Genomic DNA, 23,948 nt, shown 5'->3' on the forward strand with positions numbered 1-23,948 from the left:
ACTATTCGCCGGCCACACAGAATGGCCTTGAGGATTAAATGATGGACGTCACTACTACCCTGAGCCTGGGCGATCCGCTGGAACCCGCACGCAAGGCCACCGCACAGATGCTGCAAGAGCGCGAGCGCACCTTCTCACTGCCGCAGCCGTTTTACTCCGACGAGCGCCTGTTTGATATCGACATGCAGGAAATCTTTCAGAAAGAGTGGTTGATCGCCGGCATGACCTGCGAAATCCCGACCAAGGGCAACTACCTGACCCTGCAGATCGGCAAGAACCCGATCATCGTGATTCGTGGCGCCGATGGCGTGGTGCATGCGTTCCACAACGTCTGCCGTCACCGTGGTTCGCGGCTGTGCACCAGTGAAAAAGGCAAAGTCGCCAAACTGGTCTGCCACTACCACCAATGGACGTATGAGCTGGACGGTCGCCTGCTGTTCGCCGGCACCGAAATGGGCGCCGACTTCGACATGAAGCAGTACGGCCTCAAGCCTGTGAACGTGAAAACCGCTGGCGGTTACATCTTCATCAGCCTGTCGGAAAACCCGCCGGCCATTGATGACTTCCTGTCGACGCTGAACCATTACATGGAACCGTACGACATGGAGAACACCAAGGTGGCGATTCAGACCACCTTGTTCGAAAAAGCCAACTGGAAACTGGTGCTGGAAAACAACCGCGAGTGCTACCACTGCAACGCGTCGCACCCGGAACTGTTGAAAACCCTGCTGGAATGGGACGACGTCACCGACCCGCGTGCCGACCAGGCCTTCAAGGATCACGTAGCCGCTTCGGCCGCTGCCTGGGAAGCCGAGAAGATCCCTTACGCTCACGCCAGCTTCGGCCTGCGTAACCGCATCGTGCGCATGCCGCTGCTCAAGGGCACCGTATCGATGACGATCGACGGCAAGCAGGGCTGCAAAAAACTCATGGGCCGGATCCAGAACCCGGACCTGGGCTCGATGCGCATCCTGCACCTGCCGCACTCCTGGAACCACTGCATGGGCGACCACATCATCGTGTTCACCGTGTGGCCGATCAGCGCCCAGGAAACCATGGTCACCACCAAGTGGATCGTGCACAAGGACGCGGTCGAAGGCGTGGACTACGACGTGGAGCGCATGCGCCAGGTCTGGGATGCGACCAACGACCAGGACCGTCGCCTGGCCGAAGAGAACCAGCGCGGGATCAACTCCACCGCGTACCAGCCTGGCCCGTACTCCAAGACCTATGAGTTCGGCGTGGTGAACTTCGTGGACTGGTACAGCGAGCGGTTGCTGAACAACCTTGGGGCCGAGCCTGCGCCTTATCTCAAAGGGGTTCCGGTCCAGGGCTAATCAAGATCAAAAGATCGCAGCCTTCGGCAGCTCCTACAGGTGTACACAAGACCCTGTAGGAGCTGCCGCAGGCTGCGATCTTTTTAAGGGCAACACACCATTACTGTAATGCCGAAGACCACCGCACCGACCCATTCTCGCCAATAAACGTCTCTTCGATGTTCTCCCCCACCAGCCGCACCTTCACATACCCGTTCAATACCCGATCCGGATAGGCCGGATCCCGCGCATTCTGCGTTTCCGACCACAACACCCGCGAATGCCCGTTCAGTTCACTGGCGTTGCCGTAAGGGATCGCCCCATGCCCGGCGCAACGTGCATGCAACCCGCCCTGGGTGGCGTAACAGATGCCGTTATGCAAATGCCCCCAATACCAGTAGTCCGGCTCGCGCCCCAGGGCGTCGCACACCGGTTGATACAGCGCGGTCTTGTTGTGCCCTGAGATGTCAAAGCCCTGGTGATGACTGAGCACCATCACTTTCTTGCGCTGCGGCAGGCTTTTCATCCAGTCGATCTGTGGTTGGTTCAGGGTGCCATCCATGTACAGGTTCATGGCGTCCGAGGCATACGCCGAGTCGAGGCCGATCACCAGCCAGTCGTCGTTGTACAACGCAAAATAGCTGGTGCCCTGCTGCGCCGCAAAGCGCTTGGCCAGTTCCTTGAAATAGCCGTGGGCGCCGCTGTACATCTCGTGGTTGGAATTGAGCGTGAACGAGCCCTGCGTGCCCATCGGCCAACCGGCCATGTCCACGTCTTCCTGGGAGCGGGTGCCGGCGTAATACACATCCCCCAGGTGAATAGTGAAATTGGCCCGGGCCAGTTTCATCTGATTGGCCACCGCCACCGCCGGGGCATGGCTGTCGAATGGCCCGGTGCCCCAGTCGCCGGCGATCGCCAGGGTCACGTCGCGCCCCATTTTCACCAGTGCCGGGTCCGTGGCGAACGGTGCGTGATGGTGCAGGTTTTCAATCCACTTCAGCAGGGCCTCGCTCCATAAAAGATCGAGCAGTTCCCATTTACGGCAACCGAGCAGACTGCCGTCCTTCAGCACCCGGGTTTGCAGTTCATCCACCGATTGCGGCAAGGGGCTGGCGTTACCGATGCGCAGGATAGACAAGCCGTGGGCCAACTCCCACGGCACGCTCGGCTGATCGTCCGGCAACTCGCCATGCTTGAGCACGTACTGCGCCTGATCGTGGCCACGTTTGAGCAGCGCGATGATGGCTTCGAACTCCTGGGGTTCGAGCTCGCTGACGAGCTTCATCCAGGCCATTTCCACGCGCGTGAGCAACCCGTGCAGCCGCACTTTGACCTTGTCGTACTCATTTCCCAAATGATTGACCAGTGACATATCGCCTTCCTCCATCCGATTGGAATCACAAGGTTTTCATGAACTCAATGAGCGCCCGCTTATCGAGTTCCGACAGCTGCGTGCCGTACAGGTGGCCGCCGTTGTGGTTGCCCTCCAGACGGGTGTCGTATTTGAAGTCCGCCGAAGCTTTCATTTGCTCGCCACTGGTGACGAAACCAACCTTGTCCTGGTCGTAAATGTCGGAGCCGGTGAAGAACACCTGCGGCCGCAGTTGCGGTGGTTGCAGCAGATCCCACAGTGTCGGCACCGAACCGTTGTGCAAGTACGGCGCGCGCAACCAGATGCCGTCGGTGGGCGTGTTGCTGTAGCTCTGGGTCTTGCGGTAGGCGCCAAAATCGAACGGCGACTTCTTGAAGCCGTGGAAGGCCGTCACCAGACCCGTGGTGAACGAATTCAGCCGATGGGGATCGGTACCCAGTTCATCAATGTTGGTGGTGACCTGACCGGTGTCGGTGCGGCCGAAATCATGGCAACCGGCGCAGTTGTTTTCCCAGACCGGCTTGCCCCTGGCGACCTTGGCCTGATCCAGCGCGAACGGCCAGGCCGGTGCCTTGTGGCCCAGCAGCCAGTTGGTCACCCGGTTGAAACTGGTTGGCAGCACCGACTCCGGCGTCGCGCCCACGGCCATGGCCGCCGCATAGTTGCGTTCGTGGATGTCGTTGTTGTTGCCGTCCCAGTGCAGGTACAGCGACTCCCGGGGTTTCTGGTTCCAGACTTGTGGCAAGTCGACGGTGCCGATGGTCGAGTCATCCGGGAAGCCGAACACCACCATTTTCGTCGGATTGAAGGTGTCGGTGCGACCCGGTCCTTGCGGTGCGCGCAGTTGTTGCCAGGCATAGGCCTGTTTCTGCTTGATCAGTGCGTTCGTGGCCATCGGGATGATCAGGTAGCGGTTGTACAATCGCTCGAAAAAACCGAGCTGGAACTTGCTGTTGATCGCTGCCATCACCGCGTCGGTGGTGAATTTCGGGTCGCTGGCGCAATCGTAGGCGAACCACTGGAAGGCTTGCAGCTGCAGGGTGTTGGCCGGCGCACTGGCCACCGCAGTGGCGACGTCGCTGGCATTGGTGCGGTAGGAGCCGGTGTGGCACAGCGCGCAGTTGGGCTCCACGGTCGGGTAGCCGATTTGTCGTTTGGCCATGCCGATCGGCAGATCCTTGCCGTTTTCGTAGAGGAAACCGAACACTTCGTAGCCGCCAGGCTTCGGCAATTTTTCCGGGCACATTTGTGGCAGCACGGCGAACAGGTAATACGGGATCCGCGCCTCAATGCCGAGGCCGATGGCGGCGTACTTGTAGTGGTCTTCGTCGGAGGCGTATTGCTCGGCCGGCACCACCCGCAGCATCTGGTACCAGGTCTGGTAACCGATGAACGCCAGCAACAAAACCACAATCGAAGTGCCCACCTTGAAACTGTGCCGTTGCCAGCGCTGCGTCCACCCAGCACGCCAGGCCCGCCAGCCATCGCACAGCAAGGCCCACGGCCGACTCGCCGGAGCGCTGCCCAGGCACAGCAGAATCCCGAGGATCAGGGACATGCTCAGATCGCCCAGCAGCATCGGCACGAATACCTGGGCCTGGTTGCTCGTATTGATCAGATAGATCCAGAACGCCACGGCGACCAGTCGCGACAATACGCACAGCCACGAATGCACGACATATCGCGGTGCGTTGAAGCCTGATGGCATGTAGAACAGGCTGATCCCCACCAGCAGCATGCCGGCATTTTCCAGCCACGGATCGGAGAGTTGCGGCGGCATACCGAGCATCGAGGTCAGCAATGCCGGCGCAAACAGCGCCGGGATTGCGAACACCATGTTCATTAAAATGCCTAGCCAGATGAAGCGTTGAAACCAGCGGATGTAACTGTCCATGGCATCCCTTTCCTTTTGTCCTTTTCGAGCGCCACACCGCCCCCTTGTAGGAGCTGCCGAAGGCTGCGATCTTTTGCCTTTAAAAGATCAAGATCAAAAGATCGCAGCCTTCGGCAGCTCCTACGCGGTTGCGTCAGCCGAGGGCGGTTTTTTCCAGGTGTTGCAGGATGATCGGATACACATCCACCACCGCGTTCTTGCCGAACATGCAGTCGATGTGGCCGTAGCCCGGCACCACATGCCGGCTGTAGCGCTCCGGCCCGTGGGCCTTGCACACCCGCTCGTAGGTCTTGAGCGTGCTTTCCGGCAGGTAGCATTGGTTGTCGGCGCCGCTGATGAAGCAGATTGGCATGCTCAAGCGCTCAAAGTGCGGCATGTACACGTCATGCCCCTTGAAGTCCACTAGATGCCCCTTACGCACGATCAGCGCCAGATGCTCGAAGGTGTGCATGTTCGACTCACCGAACAGCTCGTGCAGGTTGTCGTGCAGGGTTTCATTGAGGGTGTCGTGGCGGTACAGCGAGGCGTACATGAAGGTGATGCGGTGGCACACCGGGTTGGTGCAGTAACCCTGGGCTTCGATCCGCGCATAGCCGTTGAGGGCTTTGTCGTAAAGCTTGTTGAACCAGTTCTCCTTACTGTCGGCGTAGGCCGTGAGTGATTTGACGCCGACCGCGTCGAGCATCCCCGGCAGGTGCAGCCCGGCCTTCAACCCTGTCGCAGTGGCGACCACGGTGTCGGCGGCAATTTGCGAGCAGACCACCGAGCGCACCCCTTGCAGCCCGGCCAGCAGCGACATGAAGAAAGTCGTCGCGCCGTAGCAATGCACCACGCACTGCACATCGTTAGCCTTGGTTTCCTGTTGGATCTGAGCGATGGCCGCCTTGAAATCGTATTGGGCGATCTGGTCGCCGTTCCATTCCTGTTTGCTCGCTGGTAGCAGAATGCTCACCCGCAAATCCAGCAACCAGACGTCGTAGTCATGCTTGCACAGGTATTCCAGCAGGTTGGTCTGGATCGTGTCGGTGGAGAAAATATTCGAGCCCACCCCCAAGCCATGCACCAGCATCACCGGGCCTTTTGTGCCGCCCTGATAGCGGGTCAGCCTTAGTTCGACGCCATCCTCGGTGGAGAAGAAATGCACACTCGGTGGCGGCGCATCCAGCGGCCGTTTCTGCCGCGGCGGTGCATCGGGGTTGAAGTAGATGTCACCGGCGAACACCCCGCCATAGCTTTCCCAGAGGATGCCGGCGAAGAACTTGCCGAAACGTGCCAAACCGTCGATGCGCTCGCGCTCGTTGCGGGCGTTGAGCACCTTCATGGTGGTCATCTGTTTGGCGAAATCGGTCGGGTGGATGTGCATCACCCCGGAGCCGATCACCTCGCCACTCTTGTCCGGCCCGCGATACAGCGTGATGTAGAGAGTGCTGGTGTCGTGCCAGATGTTCAGCACGCCATTGTCTTCCGGCACGGTTTTGAAGGCGCTGAAGAAATAATCACTGCCGTCCTCGGCGGTCAGCTTCATGTCGTAGTTCATGTGGCGCACGCCGACCTGTTGCTGATACTGCTCGAACAGGTTGAACACACCATTGCTGGCGGTCAGCGGCTCAGGCGACAACGCCAGCGCGTTAACCGTGCCGACCAGGGTTGCGGCGTGCTCCGGCTCCTTGATCATACGGTTGAGGTCGGCGGCGGTGATGGTCAGGGTGAAGTCGATCGGTGAATTGTCCGCTTCGCCACGCTTGGCCGCGGCTTCATAGACTTTCAGGTCGGTGCTTTGTGCAGCGGTGAAAGCCCGGGAGAAATAGCCCTTCATGGTTTCGGTGAACTGCACACCGAGGGTCTGCGGCACCGACGGTTTACGCGGCGCCGACGGCAGTCTGTAGTCGATGTGCCAGCCGCGATCAGCCGCCAGCAGACCCATATTGCGCTCGCTCACCGCCGAGATGGTCAGCAGCGGGTTGACCGCCAGCGACGTCGGGATCACCGCACCGTCGGTCACATACAACGAGGCGTACACATCGCTGCCGCTGGCACCACTGAACACCTGCCCCTTGTGGTTGACCACGCCTTGCGCCGCGTCCTCGCCCATCACGCAACCGCCCAACGGGTGTACCGAGACGATGCTGTGCTTGAGCAACTGGGTCCAGATCGGATTTTCCACCCAGATCCCGCCCAGCGCCTTGGTGCTCTGGTGCAGCCGTTGGTTGCCGAGTTTGACGTTTTCCTGCTCGCCGACACCCGGCCAGTCGATACGCAGCTGGTCCTTGCTGTCGAGCAGCATGCGTCCATTGCCGCTGTCGTGACTCATGATCAGGTAGGTCTGCATGTTGTGCAGCGCGCCGTAGTACGGGCCACGCAGGAAGCTCTCGACTTCGCGTTCCTTGTACTTCACCTTGGCGCTGAACGTGTCGTCGCTCGGTACGCCAAGCAACTCGGCGAATCCGGCCATGCTCGGCACCATCGGCCGGCCGAGGGCGCCAGGGATCGAACCTTCTTCGATGACCATGCGGCTGCGCCAATCGCCTTCGGTACGCATGTCGATGATCGAGGTAATGCAAGGACCGACCGGGTGCAGTTCCTTGGCCGGATGCGCGCCGAAACCGATACCGTTGATGCTCTGTTCGCAGTTGTGGCCGAAGCCGAGAATGTCGCCGTTGCCGCTCATGTTCTCGCCAAGCTGGCCAGACATTGCCAGGCCTTTGTCGCGAGAGCGCAGGAGGATTTCGGTGGAGCCAAGCGTGCCGGCAGAGACCACGACGATGTCGGCTTTGACGAACAGGGTCGGTGCGCAAAACTTTTCGCGACCGCTCTCCAGGTACTGGAAGTGCACGATCCAGCCATCGCCATCGCGCTCCAGATACCGCACTTGGGCTTGACAGAAAATCTCCGCACCGTGGTTCCAGGCGTCCGGCAGGTAATTCATCAGCGTGGTGTTCTTGGCCTTGTTGTTACAGCCCGAAACGCAGTCGCCGCAGTGGTTGCACGGCAGCTGCTCGACGCCGACGTGGTTGGTGTTGTTCGGCAGTTTGTCGAAGGTCACGTTGATCGGTGGCTTGTAGAAAAGTGCACCCTGCTTGAGGTAATCCGCGGATTTTTTGTTGGCGTCAAGTTTGGGCAGGTTCGGCGCAGTGTCCGGATAGGGATTGGGCTTGAGCATTTCCCGGGCGCGGGCGTAACCGTCCTTGAGCAGGGTGTCACGGTGTTCGCGCACTTCCAGCGGCCAGCGCGGGTCGTCAAACACCCCGGGCTCCGGCTCCAGGGAGACGTTGGCGTTGATCAGCGACGTTCCGCCGAGGCCGCAGCCCACCACCACGTTCTGTTGGGCATTGACGTGCAGGTCGAACAGCCCGGTGCGTGAACCGATGTGGCCGTCCGGATCGTGCACCTGCAGCTCTTCAGTGGCGGCGAGCATGGTGTTGGGGTACTCGCCGGGGCGGATTTCCCGACCGCGCTCCAGCAGGCACACCCGTTTACCGGCCCGGGACAGGCGCGACGCGGCAATGCCGCCGCCGTAACCGGAACCGATGACGATCACGTCGTAGTGTTCCTTGATCTCGCTGATGGGCGTTGCAATCCGTGTCATGAGTAGGTTCCTCTCAGGCGAATTGGGCAACTCTACGGTTGCCTGCAATCAATGGACGAACGGGCACCAAGCCTGCGGGCGAACCCGGCGGCGGCGCAGCGGTTTGGGCAGGATTCAGGCGCTATAGGCGAGCGCGCTGGTTGGCGGTACGACGCAGCGTGCGTTTGCGCGGCAACGGCGTCGTCAGCAAAGCGCGGAACGCGCAGGGAATGGGGGACGAGCGATGGGACTGGCTATCCATCATGTGTTCTCCCTGAACCTGATGTGGATAAGTGACGGCTGTCCTTGGTGCCATTGGAGTGAAGACAGGCGACAGAATGAAGTCAAGGTATTGCCCTAGAACTGTATGAAATCTGAGCTATCGCGTTGCGCACTATAGCCGGCGGGGCTTGCAGGGTTTGGCGAACAAGTTATCCACATAGCCACCCACAGCAAATGGGGACAACTATGGAAGTGCTGGAAACTTTCTCCACAGAAAACGAAGAAAATCCGTGACTTATTCAAAATCGGAGTTTTCTGCGGCAGCAGGTCATTTTTTAATCAACAGCACAGACACCACGTTCTACATGGCCTGTGGCGGATGACAAACACCTTATCCACAGAAGCGCCAACAGACTTTGGGGGCAACTTCCCGACTTCTGTGGAAAACCTCTGAAAGCCACGAAATATCTGCACTTGCCAGCGCTTCAACTGTAAAAGACAGCGGATTGGTCGTTTTTTGATCAAACTCATGAAAGTCACGTTTCATAAGGCCTGCAGCGGTAAGCGAACATCTTATCCACAGAAACGCCAACAGAGATTGGGGGCAAGTCGCAGCGCTCACGCGTCCTTATTCCCTGAAAAAGCCATGAAAAACCATAGCTTAGGCTGGTTATTTTTTGATCTTGTGGCTGTATCGCCCGGTTTTCACGGGCTGCAGCGATGGGCAAACAGGTTATCCACAGTGGCGCTAACAGGGATTGTGGGTAAAACGCATCAACCCTTGTTGAAACACGAGCGCCCCGACTCGATATCCAGATTCAACTCAAAGTCATTGAAGGCACGCCAGCCGAGCAAAATCGACGGCACGTACCGACCAAGCACCCATGACGGCGGGATGGTGAAGCGCGGGTAGTACTTGTAGGTAATGGGCATGCTATGGCCTGACAGATTCAGCAGGCCCTTGAAGGTCTGATAGCGTGGCTTGTCGGCAGAATCAACGGGGGAGTTGCCCGGCGAGGCCGACGTCAGGTAATCGACATTGCCGGTGTCGACGATGGCCCGGGTAACCCGATTATCCAGGCGTGCGGCGATGGTCAAGCGTTGATTGATGTCCATGCGGGTATACACAATCGACGATTCACAGCGCGCGGCAGGCACCGGGTTCAGTTCCAGGGTTCTGCGGGTGATTTTCAGGCGTCCCAACTTGCTGATCAGGTCCAGCCCCAACAAATTGTCCCGGTCGCTGACAAACACCAGCACATTCCTGAACTCGCTGCCTCCCACCTTTATCGAGTCAAGAATCCCCAGCCCGGCGGACAGGTCGCTCTCGCCATAAAAAGTGCTGTAGGCGTAGTGGGCGTCGGGCAACAGCCGGATCTCCATCAGCCTGGCGGTCTCGACATTGACCCGTGTTTGCGGGGCGCCGGTATCGAGTACGAAACGCGCCGAATGACCATTGGCCGCGTCGACATCGATGAAAGGCAGCACCTCGCTGGCAATGAAAGAGTCACTGGCATACGGATGAATCTTCAACACTTCGCGTTGCCCGGATCCTTTCACCGAGAACTCGCCGGTCCCTCTCAAGATCGAGAGGGACTGGTTGCCGAACATGGAAAACAACGCGTTCAGCTCCTGACTGGCCTCGATGGCACGGGCGTGTTTGCGCTTGACCGCCAGAACATAATCCGGCAACTGGTTGGCCGCTTTGGCTTCGAACATCCGGGCGATGACAGACACTGAACAACCGAGGTTCTTTTGTGCATCCAGCACCCTGTCACAGTGCTGGCGCATTTGCGCCAGGGAGGCGTTCTGTCCCTGCGCGGACTGCAGCCACTGATCGAAGTCCGGTTCGGGCTCAGGTCGCGTAGCGGCCATCGGCCCCGTCGACACGGCCATGCCCCATCCAAGCAGCAACACGCAGAGCTTTACAGGCTTCATGGGCAACCCACTCATAAAAACCGGGTTTTATGATCAAGCGCTGAAAACTCCGTAACACCCTGCCGCACCCTGCACAGCGCACAGTGAAAATGTAGTTCAACGAACAGGACCGGGCCCTAGGGCCGATACATCAGATAGGCTTCACCGGTAACCCGAATCATCGGATGCGGCGTGATCTGGCAGGTGTCGACGATACGGAAACCGTGACGCTCATAAAAACGCCGGGCGCCGGTATTCGCGGCGTAGTCGATCAGGCTCAGGCCATTGAGCCCTAGCCGGTTGGCCCGGTCGTAGGCGTAGGCGAGGAATTGCTTGCCCAACCCCTGGTTCCGCCAGCCTTCATGCAGCGCCAGGCTGGAAATATAGAGGGTGTCGGGGATTTCCATCGTGGCGTAGGGCGCCAACACCGGGTCGGTCACAGGAGCCGCCGACGGATCATGGCGCATCACGTAGCTGTGCAGCATGCCGACGACTTCCCCTTGTGCCTCGGCGATCAGACAATTCTGATAGGAAAAGTCCACATCATCGCGGGCATAGCGGGTGGCGCCGACATCCAGCAGGTCCTGGCCGGGTGCTGCCATCTGGCTCCAGATGTAATCTGCGGCGCCCTCCGATGAAATCTGGAACAACCGGGCAATCTCCCGCGCATCGCTGCGCAGGGCCGAACGAAACTCAACAGCCATTTATTTCCCCCAACGGACCGCTAGCGGACCACGCCTTCTTCAATCAACAACTTGAGTATCGCCTCAGCCCCAGCTTGCGCCGTAACGCCTTTGAGCACTTGTCCGCCACCGCCACTGGCTTTCGCCGTTGCGGCTTTCATACGATCGGCGCCGCTCTTGGCCTTGATTACCTTCAGGCGCTTGGGCCGTGGCTTGGCCGGTTGCAGGCTGGCGACCGCGAGCAATTGATCATCGATGACTTCAACTTCCTGCGCTTGCAGCACACCGCGTCGGGCCGGGCCGTAAGCGCTCTGGCGAGGCTTGGGCGCGGCGTTATCCACCGTTGCCAGAAACGGCAGGCGCACCTTCAGCCGCCGACGTTGACCGCGCGGCAAGGCCTGCAGCACCAGCGCCGAACCGCCGTCGATGGACTCGACCTGCGCCAGCCCCACCACCAGCGGCCAGCCCAGGCTTTCGGCCAGCAGGAACGGCAACATGCCCGAGCCTTCGCCGGTTTCCGCCTGGCTGCCGGTCAACACCACCTGAGCACCTGCATCACGCAGATACTCGGTCAGCGCCGGTAGCGCATCGGCGCCTTGCGGCTGCTCCAACACATGCAGTTGCTCCAGCCCCATGCCCAGGTAAGCGCGCAACGCAGGCTCGGCGATGTCGCCGGCATGCAGCACTTGCAGGTTATCCCCAGCCAGTTGCAGGCCCAGTTCTACCGCCCGCGCATCCTGTTCCGCGCGACGTGGCCGACCGGACGTCGGGTGGGCGCCGATGGACACCAGGCTGATGATTTTCGTGCTCATAACCCTTTCCTTCCCTTAAGCCGCATCGCGCTTGGCGTCGTTGCGATAAGCCTCTACCGCCTCGATCAAGGCTTGAAGAATCTCCGCGCTCTCACCGATCACCGAGAGGTCGGCACGCTTGATCATGTCGCAGCCAGGGTCGAGGTTGATCGCCACCACCTTGTCGCAGGCACCGATGCCTTGCAGGTGCTGGATCGCCCCGGAAATCCCCACCGCCACATAGACTCGTGCGGTGACCCAGGTGCCGGATGCCCCGACCTGACGATCGCGGGCCATGAAGCCGTCGTCCACCGCCACCCGCGAGGCGCCTTCGGTCGCGCCGAGGGCTTCGGCGGTCCTGTGGAAAAGTCCCCAGTCCTTGACCCCGTTGCCACCGGAGAAAATGAACTCTGCTTCAGCCATGGGGATTGCCGCTGGATCCACCGCCACCGCCCCCAGATCCTCGATGCGCGAGAGACTGCGGGCGACGGTTGTGGATAACTCCACCGGCAAGGCTTCGTGACGGGTTTCGCTGACCGGTTCGGCGCACTCGGCAGCCGCCAGAATCAAGCGCGCCAGCGGACGGGCAAGGTCTTGCAGGCCCGCACCGGCGCGGCCGATGCACTCCTGATCCTTGACCTGCCAGACCCGCGTGGCCGGGCGCTCGCCCAGTGCCGCGGCGAAACGTCGACCGAGTTCGCCACCGCCACTGCGGCTGTCCGGCAGCAACCAGTGACGCGGGCTGAACTGGTTATCCACAGCCCGCAGGCCCTGGACCCGTTGTTCCGGTGCATAACCGTTGAATTCGTCGCCCTCAAGCACTAGCAAGCGATCCACGCCAGCCGTAGCGAAGGCGTTTTCCTTGTGCTCACCGAAGACCACGGCCAATACCGCGCCGTCCTTGCCGGCCAACTGATGAGCCAGGCCGAGCAAGTCGCGGTCGTGGCTGCTCAAGCGACCGCCGACCATGTCCGGCACCACGCTGATGTAGAACGCGGGTGCAGGCACTTGATGCAGCGGCAATTGCACTTCAACTGCGGCCGAGCGTTTGGTCGCCCCGCCCTGCTGAGCGCCGCTGCGGTCGATTCGTTTGATGCCGTTGGGGCCGATAAAACCGATCCCGTGAGGATTCTTGCGGATGAGACCGTTAGGCCCCATCCAGCTGTGTTGCGCCGGTTGCATGGCCGCGTGCAGCGGGTGCAAGCGGTTGCGGGCGATCCATTCGGCGCGTGGGTCGCGGCGGATAATGTCGCTCATTAATGCACCTCCGCAGGTTCACGTTTGGCCGGTGCCGAAGGCTTTCCCGGCGTTGCGTCTTCGAGCAACGCATCGGCTACCAGTTCGGCGATGTCCTTGATCATTGGACGCGGTTCGACCACGCCTTCGAGCATCGCAGTGCACTGTGGACAACCCACGGCCACCAGTTCGGCGCCGGTTTCGCGGATATCGTCCATGCGCATGTCGGGAATACGTTGCTTGCCGGGAATGTCGGTGATCGGCGCGCCGCCACCACCGCCGCAGCAGCGCGAACGGAAGCCGGAACGTTGCATCTCTTTCACTTCGATCCCGAGGGCGCGCAACACCTGACGCGGCGCCTCGTACTCGCCGTTGTAGCGGCCGAGGTAGCACGGGTCGTGGTAGGTCACGCTGTCGCCTTTGTGCTGACCGAGATTGAGCGCGCCAGCATCGATGATTTCCGCCATGTAGGTGCTGTGGTGCTGCACCAGGTAGTTGCCATCGAAGGCACCGTACTCGTTTTTCAGCACGTGGAAGCTGTGCGGATCACAGGTGACGATGCGGTTGAAACTGTATTTGGCCAGGGTCTGGATGTTGCGTTTGGCCAACAGCTGGAAGGTCGCTTCGTCGCCCAGGCGCCGGGCCACGTCACCGCTGTCGCGCTCTTCGAGGCCGAGCACGGCGAAGTCGATTTTCGCCGCCTTGAGCACTTTGACGAACGCGCGCAGGGTGCGCTGGTTACGCATGTCGAAGGCGCCGTCGCCGACCCAGAACAGCACGTCGGTGGATTTCTTTTCGCTGAGCAGATTGAGGTTCAAATCTGCCGCCCAGTTCATCCGCCCGCCCGGCGCGAAACCGCCCGGGTTGTCAGTGGCGATCAGGTTTTCCAGGACTTCGGCGCCCTTGTTCGGGGTTGCGCCTTTTTCCAGGGTCAGATGGCGACGCATGTCGACGATGGCATCGACGTGCTCGATCATCATCGGGCATTCCTCGACACAGGCACGGCAGGTGGTGCACGACCACAGGGTTTCGGCGTCCACCAGACCGTTGACGATCGGTTGATGCGGATTGCCCGCGTGCTCACCGATGGCCTTGCCCGGATACGGACTGCCGGCGAACTTGGCATCGGTGCCACCGGCCAGGCCGACGACCATGTCCTGAATCAGTTTTTTCGGGTTCAGTGGCTGGCCGGCGGCGAACGCCGGGCATGCCGCTTCGCATTTACCGCACTGCACGCAAGCGTCGAAGCCGAGCAACTGGTTCCAGGTGAAATCCTTGGGTTTTTCCACGCCCAGTGGCGCAGTTGGGTCATTCAGGTCGAGCGGTTTCAGCCCCGTGGAACGGCCACCGCCGAAGCGTTCGGCGCGACGGTGCCAGGCCAGGTGCAAGGCACCGGCAAAGGCGTGTTTCATCGGCCCGCCCCAGGTCATGCCGAAGAACAGTTCCGACACGCCCCACAGCACGCCAACTCCGAGAGTCGCTGCCAACAGCCAGCCACCGAAGTTTTCCGGAAGGATCCCGGCCACCGGCAGGGTCAACAGGAAGAATGAAGCCGAGAACGCCAGCAGGCTTTTCGGCAGGCGCATCCACGGGCCTTTCGACAGACGCGACGGCGGATTGCGTCGACGCAGGTAAACAAAGATCGCGCCGACGAACATCACCGCTGTCATCAGCAGCAGCGCATAGCCGAGGAAGCGGTTATGCAGGCCGAAACCGTGCACCAGAATCGCCAGCACGATGGACGCTACCGCACCGCCCGCCGTGGCGACGTGGGTGTTGGCAATGTATTTGTCCCGCGCTACCACATGGTGCAAGTCGACCATGTAGCGCTTGGGCATGGCGAACAGGCCGCCGATCAGGTCGACTTTCGAAGCCCGGCCCCGGCGCCACATGGCCACCCGCCGCAACGCGCCCAGGACACCAAGGCCAAGGGCGGCGAACAACAGGATTGGAAGAAGGGTGTTCAACATGGTGAAGCTCCCAAAGACCGCAGGGTCTTGCAGGCCAAACTACCTGGATGCCTTGCCCGATTCCTTGTAGGAGCGAGCTTGCTCGCGAAAAACCTGAGAACGCCGCGCTAAGTCAGACTCCCCGCGTCATCGTTCACGTCCATCGCGAGCAAGCTCGCTCCTACAAGGGTTATGTGCAAGCTCTTAGAAATCCTTGCACAACCGCAGCGCGTCATAGATCGCCGCGTGGGTGTTGCGCTGGGCTACGCAGTCGCCGATACGGAACAGCAAGTAGCCGTCACCCGTGGTGCTCAGCGAAGGTTGCGGCTTGATCGCAAACAAGGCTTCGATGTCCATCTGGCCTTTGTTGCGCGAGCCTTCCTTCATGGCGTAGTAGATTTCTTCGTCCGGACGCACGCCGTTTTCGACGACGACCTGGTCCACCACCCGCTCCTCTTTGGCGCCGGTGTATTCGTTTTCCAGCACCGCCACCAGCTTGTCGCCTTCGCGGTAGACCTTCTCCAGCATCATGTCGCCGGTCATGATCACTTCTTTCGGGTACATGCTGCGGTAGTAAGTCGGGAACGACGTACCGCCAATGGCCACGCCCGGCTTGATGTCGTCGGTGACGATCTCGACCTGGCTGCCCTTGTCGGCGAGGAAGTCGGCCGTCGACATCCCGGTGAACTCGCAAATGGTGTCGTAGACCAGCACGTTCTTGCCCGGCGCAACCTTGCCGTCGAGGATGTCCCAGCTGCTGACCACCAGGCCTTCAGCCGCGCCCCAATGTTCGTTCTGTTCCAGGAATGGATGACCGCCGACAGCGAGCACCACCACGTCCGGACGCAGGTCGAGAATGGTCGCCGCATCCGCCGCCACGCCCAGGCGCAGGTCGACTTTCAAACGCGCCAGTTCCAGCTGGAACCAGCGAGTGATACCGGCGATCTGGTCCCGTTGTGGAGCTTTCGACGCGGTAGTGATCTGCCCACCGATAAATTCTTTCTTTTCGAACAGGGTCACGTCGTGGCCACGTTCGGCCGACACGCGAGCGGCTTCCATCCCGGCTGGGCCGGCACCGACTACCACCACCTTGCGTTTGACACCGGTGGTTTTCTCGATGATGTGCGGCACGCCCATGTATTCACGGGAGGTCGCGGCGTTCTGGATGCACAACACGTCCAGGCCCTGGTACTGACGGTCGATACAGTAGTTGGCGCCGACGCACTGCTTGATCTGGTCGACCTGGCCCATCTTGATCTTGGCGATCAGGTGCGGGTCGGCGATATGGGCGCGGGTCATGCCGACCATGTCGACGTAGCCACCCTCCAGAATACGGGTCGCCTGGTTCGGGTCCTTGATGTTCTGCGCGTGCAGTACAGGTGCCTTGACCACTTCCTTGATACCGGCCGCCAGATGCAGGAACGGCTCCGGTGGATAACTCATGTTGGGGATAACGTTGGCCAGGGTGTTGTGGGTGTCGCACCCTGAACCCACGACACCAATAAAATCGATCATGCCGGTGTCGTCGTAGTACTTGGCGATCTGCTTCATGTCCTCATGGGACAAGCCATCCGGGTGGAATTCATCACCGCACAGACGGATGCCGACGCAGAAATCCGGACCGACTTCCTTGCGCACAGCCTTGATCACTTCCAGGCCGAAACGCATGCGGTTCTCGAAGCTGCCGCCCCATTCGTCGGTACGCTTGTTGACCCGAGGGCTCCAGAACTGGTCGATCATGTGCTGGTGCACGGCGGACAATTCGACGCCGTCCAGGCCACCGGCCTTGGCCCGCGCCGCTGCCGTGGCGTAGTTGCCGATCACCCGCCAGATTTCTTCCGGCTCGATGGTCTTGCAGGTCGCACGGTGCACCGGCTCACGGATGCCCGACGGCGACAGCAGGGTTGGCCAGTGTTCGCCGTCCCAACGGGAACGACGGCCCATGTGGGTAATCTGGATCATGATCTTCGCGCCATGCTTGTGCATGGCATCGGCCAGGTTCTGGAAGTGCGGAATGATCCGGTCATCCGCCAGGTTCACCGACTTCCACCAGCCTTGCGGGCTGTCGATGGCCACGCTGGAGGAGCCACCGCAAATCGCCAGGCCGATCCCGCCCTTGGCTTTCTCTTCGTAATACTTGACGTACCGGTCGGTGGTCATGCCGCCGTCGGTAGCATAAACCTCGGCGTGCGCGGTGCTGAGCACGCGGTTACGGATGGTCAGTTTGCCGATCTGGATCGGCTGGAACATTGCTTCGAAAGCCATGGCGGGTTCCTCGACTTACAACGGCTTGACGATGAACAAGCCGTCTTCGTGGCCCTCTTCGGAGCCACCGTAGACTTGCTCGGCCACGGTACGGATCTTGCTGCCGCGAGCGGCGAGGATCTGGTCCATCGCGCCTGCAAACCAGCCAGTGAACATGTAGTCGACCTTACGCCCGACCTTGCCGTACACGTAGACGAATGCCGAGTGTTCGAGCTTGACGCTGGCGGTGCCTTTGTCGAGGTCGATGTCCTGGATCTTGAACAGGCCCCAGCCGCGCTGCGACAGGCGCTTCATGTAGTGTTCGAACACCGCGACGCCTTCCAGGCCGTGGCATTCGGCTTCTTTTTCACACCAGTGCCAGGCAGACTTGTAGCCGGCCTTGTAGAGGATTTCGGCGTAGGCTTCAGCGCCCAGCACTTCCTCGATGCCCATGTGGTTGTTGACGAAGAAATGGCGTGGCACGTACAGCATCGGCAGGGCGTCGGAGGTCCAGACACCGGTTTCGCTGTCGACTTCGATTGGCAATTGCGGGGCGATCTTGGCCATGGAAACTTAACTCCAGAAAATTCGTTGTGTTGCCCGCTGCACGGACGGCAGCGGGAAAGGATTCAGAGATGCGGTGGCTTATTCGCCCCAAACGTCCTTGAGGACATTCACCCAGTTCTCACCCATGATCTTGCGCACCACGCGCTCGGAGTGGCCGCGCTTGAGCAGGGTCTCGGTCAGGTTCGGGAACTCGCCCACGGTGCGGATGCCCAGCGGATTGATGATCTTGCCGAAGCTGGTCAGGCGGCGGGCGTAGCCCTTGTCGTGGGTCAGGTATTCGAAGAAGTCCTGGCCATGGCCCTGGGTGAAGTCGGTGCCGATGCCGATGGCGTCTTCGCCGACGATGTTCATCACGTATTCGATGGCTTCGGCGTAGTCGTCGATGGTCGAATCGATGCCCTTGGCCAGGAACGGCGCGAACATGGTCACGCCGACAAAGCCGCCGTGGTCGGCAATGAACTTGAGTTCTTCATCGGACTTGTTGCGCGGGTGCTCCTTGAGCCCCGACGGCAGGCAGTGGGAGTAGCAGACCGGCTTCTTCGATTCGAGGATGACTTCTTCGGAAGTCTTGGAACCGACGTGGGACAGGTCGCACATCACGCCAACCCGGTTCATCTCGGCGACGATTTCACGACCGAAGCCCGACAGGCCGCCGTCACGCTCGTAGCAACCGGTGCCCACCAGGTTCTGGGTGTTGTAGCACATCTGCACGATACCGACGCCCAGCTGCTTGAAGACTTCGACATAGCCGATCTGGTCTTCAAAGGCGTGGGCATTCTGGAAGCCGAAAAGGATGCCGGTCTTGCCCTGCTCCTTGGCTTTACGGATGTCGGCGGTGGTGCGGACCGGAATCACCAGGTCGCTGTTCTCGCGGATCAGCTTCTGGCTCGCGGCGATGTTGTTGACGGTGGCCTGGAAGCCCTCCCACACCGACACGGTGCAGTTGGCCGCGGTCAGACCGCCCTTGCGCATGTCTTCGAACAGTTCACGGTTCCACTTGGCAATAATCAGCCCGTCGATAACGATGCTGTCGGCGTGCAATTCGGCTGGGCTCATCAGGCTGTCCCCTTATTAGCGATTCATGCGCCGAATCGTCTGCCGGCGCTTTGGGCCAGCATATGCCTCGGTGCCCAAGCAGCCGGGTGCAAAAACGACAGGGGAATTGCCGAAAGCGTCAATCCACGACAAAGGGTCGTCGCCAGGCACTATCACCGACCTGTTCAAGGCCCTCGGCTTGGGCCAGAATTCGCCGCATCACTGGAATAGAGCGGCGACCTGAATGAAATCCATCCTTCTGGCTTTGGCACTGATTGCGACCGGCGTACACGCAGCCGAGGTGGCCGACGACAACCCGTGCGACAAAGTTGAAAACGACGTCCAGACCCTCGAGTGCTCGGCCTTCAGCAAAACCACCGCCGAAGACCTGCTCAAGGAAAACCTCCAGGGCCTGAACGACCGCATGCAGTCGCAGTACGGCAAAAACCCGTCGCAACTGGCCGACATCGCCGCCAAGATCAAAGCCGCCCAACAGCAATGGCTGAAGACCCGCGACGCAGATTGCGCCGTCGAAGCCTTCCCGGCCACCGCTGGCAGCAAGGCGTTCACCATTGCCCAGAACGATTGCGTGGCGCGGATGAGCGACGAGCGGTCGGAGTTTTTGGAGTCGATTGGGCAGGAATAGTCCTGAATGTCTCACTGAAAGCTGGCACTACCACCAGCTTTCAATCGCCAAAAAAACCTTTTCCCACAACGCACTCTGATCTGACCTACAGCTTCCGTCCAAAGCCGCTGTTCTGCGGACTTGTCACGCAACATGCCGACAAATGTTGTTGATGGCCAACCATAAAAATATAAGCAAAGATTCGCAAATCTTATAAAAGACTTATATTCTTCCATGAACAGCATTCACTGGACTCGAAAGGCCGTTAAGCAACTCTTGAGATTGCATTCCGTTCACCAGATTCAGGTTCGTGATGCCATCACGGCGCTCGCTGGCATGCCTGAGGCAGGCAATGTCAAAGCACTGGTCGGTCATGACTACGCTTATCGGCTGCGTGTCGGTAATTACCGGGTCATGTTTGATTGGGATGGCGCGATCAAAGTGGTCAGTATTCAAGAGGTCAAAAAACGCGATGAACGCACCTACTGACATTCAAATCATCAACGACGCCGAAGGCAATCCAGCCTTCGTGGTCATTCCCTATGCACAATACGTGGCGCAGAAAATCGAGCCCGACTTGATCCCCCATGAGGTGGTGAGCCGTATCGTCGATGGCGCTACCCCTATCCGCGCCTGGCGCGAACACTTGAACCTTACCCAGGATGAAGTGGCCAAACGCATGGGCATAACCCAGCCTGCCTTTGCCCAACAGGAAACAGTCGCCAGACCCCGTAAAGCCACTCGCGAAAAAATCGCTTTGGCGTTTGGCATCACCGCCAGCCAGCTTGAGCTGTAAGCTGCACACCCTCTGTCACTAATGGGATTGAACATGAAAGTCTGCGGCATCGAAATCAAAGGCAGCGAAGCGATCATCGCCGTGGCCACGCTGGACGGTCAGGCGCTGGGCCATGTCGCGCTCGCCACCAAGAAAATTGCCTTGGACGATGACGACGAAGCCGCCAACGTCAAAGTGTTCGCCGCTCAGGTCGCTTCGTTTGTCCGCGAGAATTCCATCGACCGCATCGCGATCAAGAAGCGCAGCAAGAAAGGCGAGTTCGCTGGCGGGCCGACGACGTTCAAGATCGAAGGGGTTTTTCAGTTGCTGGAAAATTGCGAGGTGACCTTGCTGTCGCCGCAGACCATCAATGCCCAGGCCAAGAAGCACAACTTCGAACTGCCGGGAACGCTGAACAAGTATCAGCATGAGGCTTACAAAGCGGCGTGTTCGGCGTTGGTGAAAAAATAAAATAAAAGATCTTTATGCCTTGGCGGTGCGTCGATCCTCCCGCGGGCACCGCTCATACTTCGCCCGATAACTGCGGGTGAAATACGACGGCGACTCAAACCCGCAGGCAATGCTCACTTCCAGCACGCTCATGTCGGTCTGACGGAGCAACTGCCGCGCTTTTTCCAACCGTAACCGCAAGTAGAAATTGCTCGGTGTGTCATTCAGATGCAGGCGAAACAGGCGCTCCAGCTGCCGCCGCGTCACCTTGATCGATTCCGCCAGTTCCAGCGTGCTCAGCGGCGGTTCGCTGTGCTGCTCCATCTCGCCAATCACATGCACCAGCTTCTTGTTGCTGATGCCATAGCGCGTGGCGACTTCCATGCGCTGGTGGTCTTTGCGCGGGCGGATGCGGCCTAGCACGAATTGCTCACTGACCTGGATCGCCAGATCGGGGCCGTGGGCCTGGGCGATCAGATCCAGCATCAGATCGATGGAAGCGGTGCCGCCGGCGGAGGTGATGCGCCGGCGATCGATCTCGAACAGCTCCTGGGTGACGCTGAGCTGTGGATAAGATTCCTTGAAGGCGTCGATGGCTTCCCAGTGCAGGGTCAGGCGATGGCCGTCGAGCAGCCCCGCCTCGGCGAGGATGAAGCTGCCGGTGTCGATGGCGCCCAGGGTCACGCCTTCGTGGTCCAGGCGGCGCAGCCAGTGTTCCAGCGCCGGGGTGGTGAACTTCAGGGGCTCGAACCCGGCGACCACCAACAGCGTCGCGCCTTTTTTCAACGGTTCCAGCGCCGCGTCGGCGTTGACCGACATGCCGTTACTGGCCAGCACAGCCCCACCATCGGCGCTCAGCACATGCCAGCGGTACAACTCGCCACGAAAGCGATTGGCAACCCGCAACGGCTCGATGGCCGAGATAAATCCGATGGCCGAGAAACCCGGCATCAACAAGAAGTAGAAATCCTGGGACATGGAGCGCACTCGCTTAGCAGGTAACAGGAGGCCAGGTAACGAGAGGGCGGGCAGCGTAGGGAAGTTGATACGCCACTTGCGAGCGGCATTCAAGAGCACAGGTCGCTGCAGTGCAAGAGCTGGTCGCCGCAGTGCGCTTTCATCGGTGCTTTGCTGCGTAACTTGGCATCACCGGCGCATCAGACACCGGAACTCACAATAAACGAACTGCCGAGGAACCTGAGATGAAACGACTGATCAGCAGCTGTGTTCTTGCACTCAGTGGTACCGCTTTGCTGAGCGCCAGTGTCATGGCCGCCGAACCCGCCGCGTGCCAGAACGTGCGCATGGGTGTAGTGAACTGGACCGACGTGATCGCCACCAGTGCCATGACCCAGGTATTGCTCGATGGCCTCGGCTACAGCACCAAACAAACCAGCGCCTCCCAGCAAATCATTTTTGCCGGGATCCGCGACCAGCGTCTGGACCTGTTCCTCGGCTACTGGAACCCGCTGATGACCCAGACCATCACCCCGTTCGTCGACGCCAAACAGGTCAAGGTGCTTGAAGCGCCAAGCCTGCAGGATGCCCGCGCGACCCTCGCCGTGCCGACCTACCTCGCCGACAAGGGCCTGAAAACTTTCGCTGACATCGCCAAGTTCGAAAAAGAACTGGGCGGCAAGATCTACGGCATCGAGCCTGGCTCGGGCGCCAACACCCAGATCAAGGCGATGATCTCCAAGAATCAGTTTGGCCTCGGCAAGTTCCAGCTGGTCGAGTCCAGCGAAGCCGGCATGCTCGCCGCCGTGGATCGCGCCGTACGTCGCAACGAAGCCGTGGTGTTCTTCGGCTGGGCGCCGCACCCGATGAACGTCAACGTGAAAATGACCTACCTCACCGGCAGTGAAAACGCCCTTGGGCCGGACGAAGGCAAGGCCACGGTGTGGACCGTCACTGCACCGACATACGCCGAACAATGCCCGAACATCGGTCGCCTGCTGAGCAACCTGACGTTCACCGCCGAAGACGAGAGCCGGATGATGCAGCCGCTGCTGGATCACAAGGACGCTTTCGAGTCGGCCAAACAATGGATCAAGGATCACCCGCAGGACAAAAAGCGCTGGCTTGAAGGCGTCACCACCTTCGATGGCAAACCGGCCGCTGAAAACCTGCAACTGACCAGTAAATAAACCCGAACGAACCACCGACTCGCAGCTCCAACGGGCTGCGAACGGGACCACCACGCCTGGCCAAAACCAAAAACTCGCCTGTAAGGAACTGCCTCATGAACCACGACGTCATCATCACCTGCGCACTCACCGGTGCTGGCGACACGACCGCCAAGAGCCCACACGTGCCGGTCACCCCGAAACAAATCGCCGCTGCTGCCGTGGAAGCCGCCAAGGCCGGCGCCACCGTGGTTCACTGCCATGTGCGTGACCCGCAAACCGGCAAGTTCAGCCGTGACGTGGCGCTGTACCGCGAAGTGATGGAGCGCATCCGCGAGGCGGACGTGGACATCATCGTCAACCTCACCGCTGGCATGGGCGGCGACCTGGAGATCGGTGCCGGCGAGAATCCGATGGAATTCGGCCCGAACACCGACCTGGTCGGCCCGTTGACCCGCCTGGCCCATGTCGAAGAACTGCTGCCGGAAATCTGTACCCTCGACTGCGGCACCCTGAACTTCGGCGACGGCGACACCATTTACGTGTCCACCCCGGCCCAGCTGCGTGCCGGTGCCAAACGCATTCAAGAGCTGGGCGTTAAAGCCGAGCTGGAAATTTTCGACACCGGTCATCTGTGGTTCGCCAAGCAGATGATCAAGGAAGGCCTGCTCGACAACCCGCTGTTCCAACTCTGCCTGGGTATCCCTTGGGGCGCGCCAGCGGACACCACCACCATGAAAGCCATGGTCGACAACCTGCCGGCCGACGCGGTCTGGGCTGGCTTCGGTATCGGCCGCATGCAGATGCCGATGGCGGCGCAAGCGGTGTTGCTCGGCGGCAACGTACGGGTCGGGCTGGAAGACAACCTGTGGCTGGACAAGGGCGTGCTGGCGACCAACGGCCAACTGGTCGAGCGCGCAGGCGAAATCCTCAGCCGCCTCGGTGCCCGCGTCCTGACCCCGGCTGAAGGCCGGGCAAAAATGGGCCTGACCAAGCGCGGTTGATCCCAAACACAAAACCTGTAGGAGCTGCCGCAGGCTGCGATCTTTTGACCTTGTTTTTTACAAGCAAGATCAAAAGATCGCAGCCTGCGGCAGCTCCTACAGGTTTTGTGTTTGGGATCAACCGCGCTTGGTCAGGCCCATTTTTGCCCGGCCTTCAGCCGGGGTCAGGACGCGGGC

19 protein-coding genes are annotated in these 23,948 nt (G+C 60.2%); 7 read left to right on the plus strand and 12 right to left on the minus strand.

Going from position 1 to position 23,948, the window contains the following annotated elements; genetic code table 11:
• Positions 1 to 41 precede the first annotated feature (41 nt).
• The gene (gbcA, locus tag AC1DXW_RS04495; RefSeq protein ID WP_477753318.1) at positions 42 to 1,337 is read left to right on the plus strand and encodes a glycine-betaine demethylase subunit GbcA; all 1,296 of its coding nucleotides are present in this window, start codon (positions 42 to 44) and stop codon (positions 1,335 to 1,337) included.
• Positions 1,338 to 1,437: 100 nt separating this feature from the next.
• Here gbcA and AC1DXW_RS04500 read toward each other — a convergent pair whose 3' ends face one another.
• From AC1DXW_RS04500 to AC1DXW_RS04550, 11 genes are all read right to left on the minus strand, one after another.
• The gene (locus AC1DXW_RS04500; protein WP_477753317.1) at positions 1,438 to 2,688 is read right to left on the minus strand and encodes a metallophosphoesterase family protein; all 1,251 of its coding nucleotides are present in this window, start codon (positions 2,686 to 2,688) and stop codon (positions 1,438 to 1,440) included.
• Positions 2,689 to 2,713: 25 nt separating this feature from the next.
• Positions 2,714 to 4,582, minus strand: coding sequence for a c-type cytochrome (locus tag AC1DXW_RS04505; protein WP_477753316.1), 1,869 nt, complete (start codon positions 4,580 to 4,582; stop codon positions 2,714 to 2,716).
• A 133-nt stretch (positions 4,583 to 4,715) separates the two neighbouring features.
• Positions 4,716 to 8,168: a GMC family oxidoreductase N-terminal domain-containing protein gene (locus tag AC1DXW_RS04510; RefSeq protein WP_477753315.1), complete on the minus strand. Its 3,453-nt coding sequence runs from the start codon at positions 8,166 to 8,168 to the stop codon at positions 4,716 to 4,718.
• A gap of 975 nt (positions 8,169 to 9,143) precedes the next feature.
• Positions 9,144 to 10,265 carry a retropepsin-like aspartic protease gene (locus tag AC1DXW_RS04515; protein ID WP_477753325.1) on the minus strand — a complete coding sequence of 374 codons (1,122 nt, stop codon included), beginning with the start codon at positions 10,263 to 10,265 and terminating at the stop codon, positions 9,144 to 9,146.
• A 158-nt stretch (positions 10,266 to 10,423) separates the two neighbouring features.
• Complete coding sequence (locus AC1DXW_RS04520) at positions 10,424 to 10,990, minus strand: N-acetyltransferase family protein (protein WP_477753314.1); 567 nt, start codon at positions 10,988 to 10,990, stop codon at positions 10,424 to 10,426.
• Positions 10,991 to 11,010: 20 nt separating this feature from the next.
• Positions 11,011 to 11,781: an electron transfer flavoprotein subunit beta gene (etfB, locus tag AC1DXW_RS04525; RefSeq protein WP_108216968.1), complete on the minus strand. Its 771-nt coding sequence runs from the start codon at positions 11,779 to 11,781 to the stop codon at positions 11,011 to 11,013.
• Positions 11,782 to 11,796: 15 nt separating this feature from the next.
• A complete protein-coding gene (gene etfA, locus AC1DXW_RS04530) occupies positions 11,797 to 13,017 on the minus strand; it encodes an electron transfer flavoprotein subunit alpha (RefSeq protein WP_477753313.1) in 1,221 nt (406 codons plus the stop codon).
• Positions 13,017 to 14,966 carry a dimethylglycine demethylation protein DgcB gene (gene dgcB / locus AC1DXW_RS04535; protein ID WP_477753312.1) on the minus strand — a complete coding sequence of 650 codons (1,950 nt, stop codon included), beginning with the start codon at positions 14,964 to 14,966 and terminating at the stop codon, positions 13,017 to 13,019. Before dgcB ends, etfA begins: the two co-directional genes overlap by 1 nt.
• 183 nt (positions 14,967 to 15,149) lie before the next feature.
• The gene (dgcA, locus tag AC1DXW_RS04540) at positions 15,150 to 17,210 is read right to left on the minus strand and encodes a dimethylglycine demethylation protein DgcA (RefSeq protein WP_477759793.1); all 2,061 of its coding nucleotides are present in this window, start codon (positions 17,208 to 17,210) and stop codon (positions 15,150 to 15,152) included.
• Positions 17,211 to 17,225: 15 nt separating this feature from the next.
• The gene (locus tag AC1DXW_RS04545) at positions 17,226 to 17,756 is read right to left on the minus strand and encodes a DUF5943 domain-containing protein (RefSeq protein WP_007975505.1); all 531 of its coding nucleotides are present in this window, start codon (positions 17,754 to 17,756) and stop codon (positions 17,226 to 17,228) included.
• A 78-nt stretch (positions 17,757 to 17,834) separates the two neighbouring features.
• Positions 17,835 to 18,812, minus strand: a complete 978-nt coding sequence (locus AC1DXW_RS04550; RefSeq protein WP_032829497.1) for a dipeptidase — start codon at positions 18,810 to 18,812, stop codon at positions 17,835 to 17,837.
• Positions 18,813 to 19,035: 223 nt separating this feature from the next.
• Between AC1DXW_RS04550 and AC1DXW_RS04555 the strand changes: the two genes are divergently transcribed.
• The 4 genes from AC1DXW_RS04555 to AC1DXW_RS04570 all read left to right on the plus strand — a co-directional run bounded on the left by AC1DXW_RS04555 (position 19,036) and on the right by AC1DXW_RS04570 (position 20,662).
• On the plus strand, positions 19,036 to 19,437 hold the full coding sequence (locus AC1DXW_RS04555) for a lysozyme inhibitor LprI family protein (RefSeq protein ID WP_477753310.1): 402 nt from the start codon (positions 19,036 to 19,038) through the stop codon (positions 19,435 to 19,437).
• Positions 19,438 to 19,650: 213 nt separating this feature from the next.
• On the plus strand, positions 19,651 to 19,905 hold the full coding sequence (locus tag AC1DXW_RS04560; protein ID WP_056726567.1) for a type II toxin-antitoxin system RelE family toxin: 255 nt from the start codon (positions 19,651 to 19,653) through the stop codon (positions 19,903 to 19,905).
• Positions 19,889 to 20,212 carry a helix-turn-helix domain-containing protein gene (locus AC1DXW_RS04565; protein ID WP_477753309.1) on the plus strand — a complete coding sequence of 108 codons (324 nt, stop codon included), beginning with the start codon at positions 19,889 to 19,891 and terminating at the stop codon, positions 20,210 to 20,212. Before AC1DXW_RS04560 ends, AC1DXW_RS04565 begins: the two co-directional genes overlap by 17 nt.
• Positions 20,213 to 20,245: 33 nt before the next feature.
• A complete protein-coding gene (locus AC1DXW_RS04570) occupies positions 20,246 to 20,662 on the plus strand; it encodes a DUF3010 family protein (protein ID WP_429522175.1) in 417 nt (138 codons plus the stop codon).
• A gap of 12 nt (positions 20,663 to 20,674) precedes the next feature.
• On the opposite strand, the gene AC1DXW_RS04575 is transcribed toward AC1DXW_RS04570, so the two are convergent.
• Positions 20,675 to 21,619 carry a GlxA family transcriptional regulator gene (locus AC1DXW_RS04575; protein WP_477759794.1) on the minus strand — a complete coding sequence of 315 codons (945 nt, stop codon included), beginning with the start codon at positions 21,617 to 21,619 and terminating at the stop codon, positions 20,675 to 20,677.
• Positions 21,620 to 21,843: 224 nt separating this feature from the next.
• On the opposite strand from AC1DXW_RS04575, the gene AC1DXW_RS04580 reads away from it, so the two are divergent.
• Together AC1DXW_RS04580 and cdhC are read left to right on the plus strand one after the other, a co-directional pair.
• A complete protein-coding gene (locus AC1DXW_RS04580) occupies positions 21,844 to 22,788 on the plus strand; it encodes a choline ABC transporter substrate-binding protein (RefSeq protein ID WP_116261445.1) in 945 nt (314 codons plus the stop codon).
• Between the two features lie 95 nt (positions 22,789 to 22,883).
• Complete coding sequence (gene cdhC / locus AC1DXW_RS04585; protein WP_008048151.1) at positions 22,884 to 23,771, plus strand: 3-dehydrocarnitine:acetyl-CoA trimethylamine transferase CdhC; 888 nt, start codon at positions 22,884 to 22,886, stop codon at positions 23,769 to 23,771.
• The last annotated feature ends 177 nt before the right edge of the window (positions 23,772 to 23,948 follow it).

It is taken from the genome of Pseudomonas sp. P4_C4, assembly GCF_056402055.1.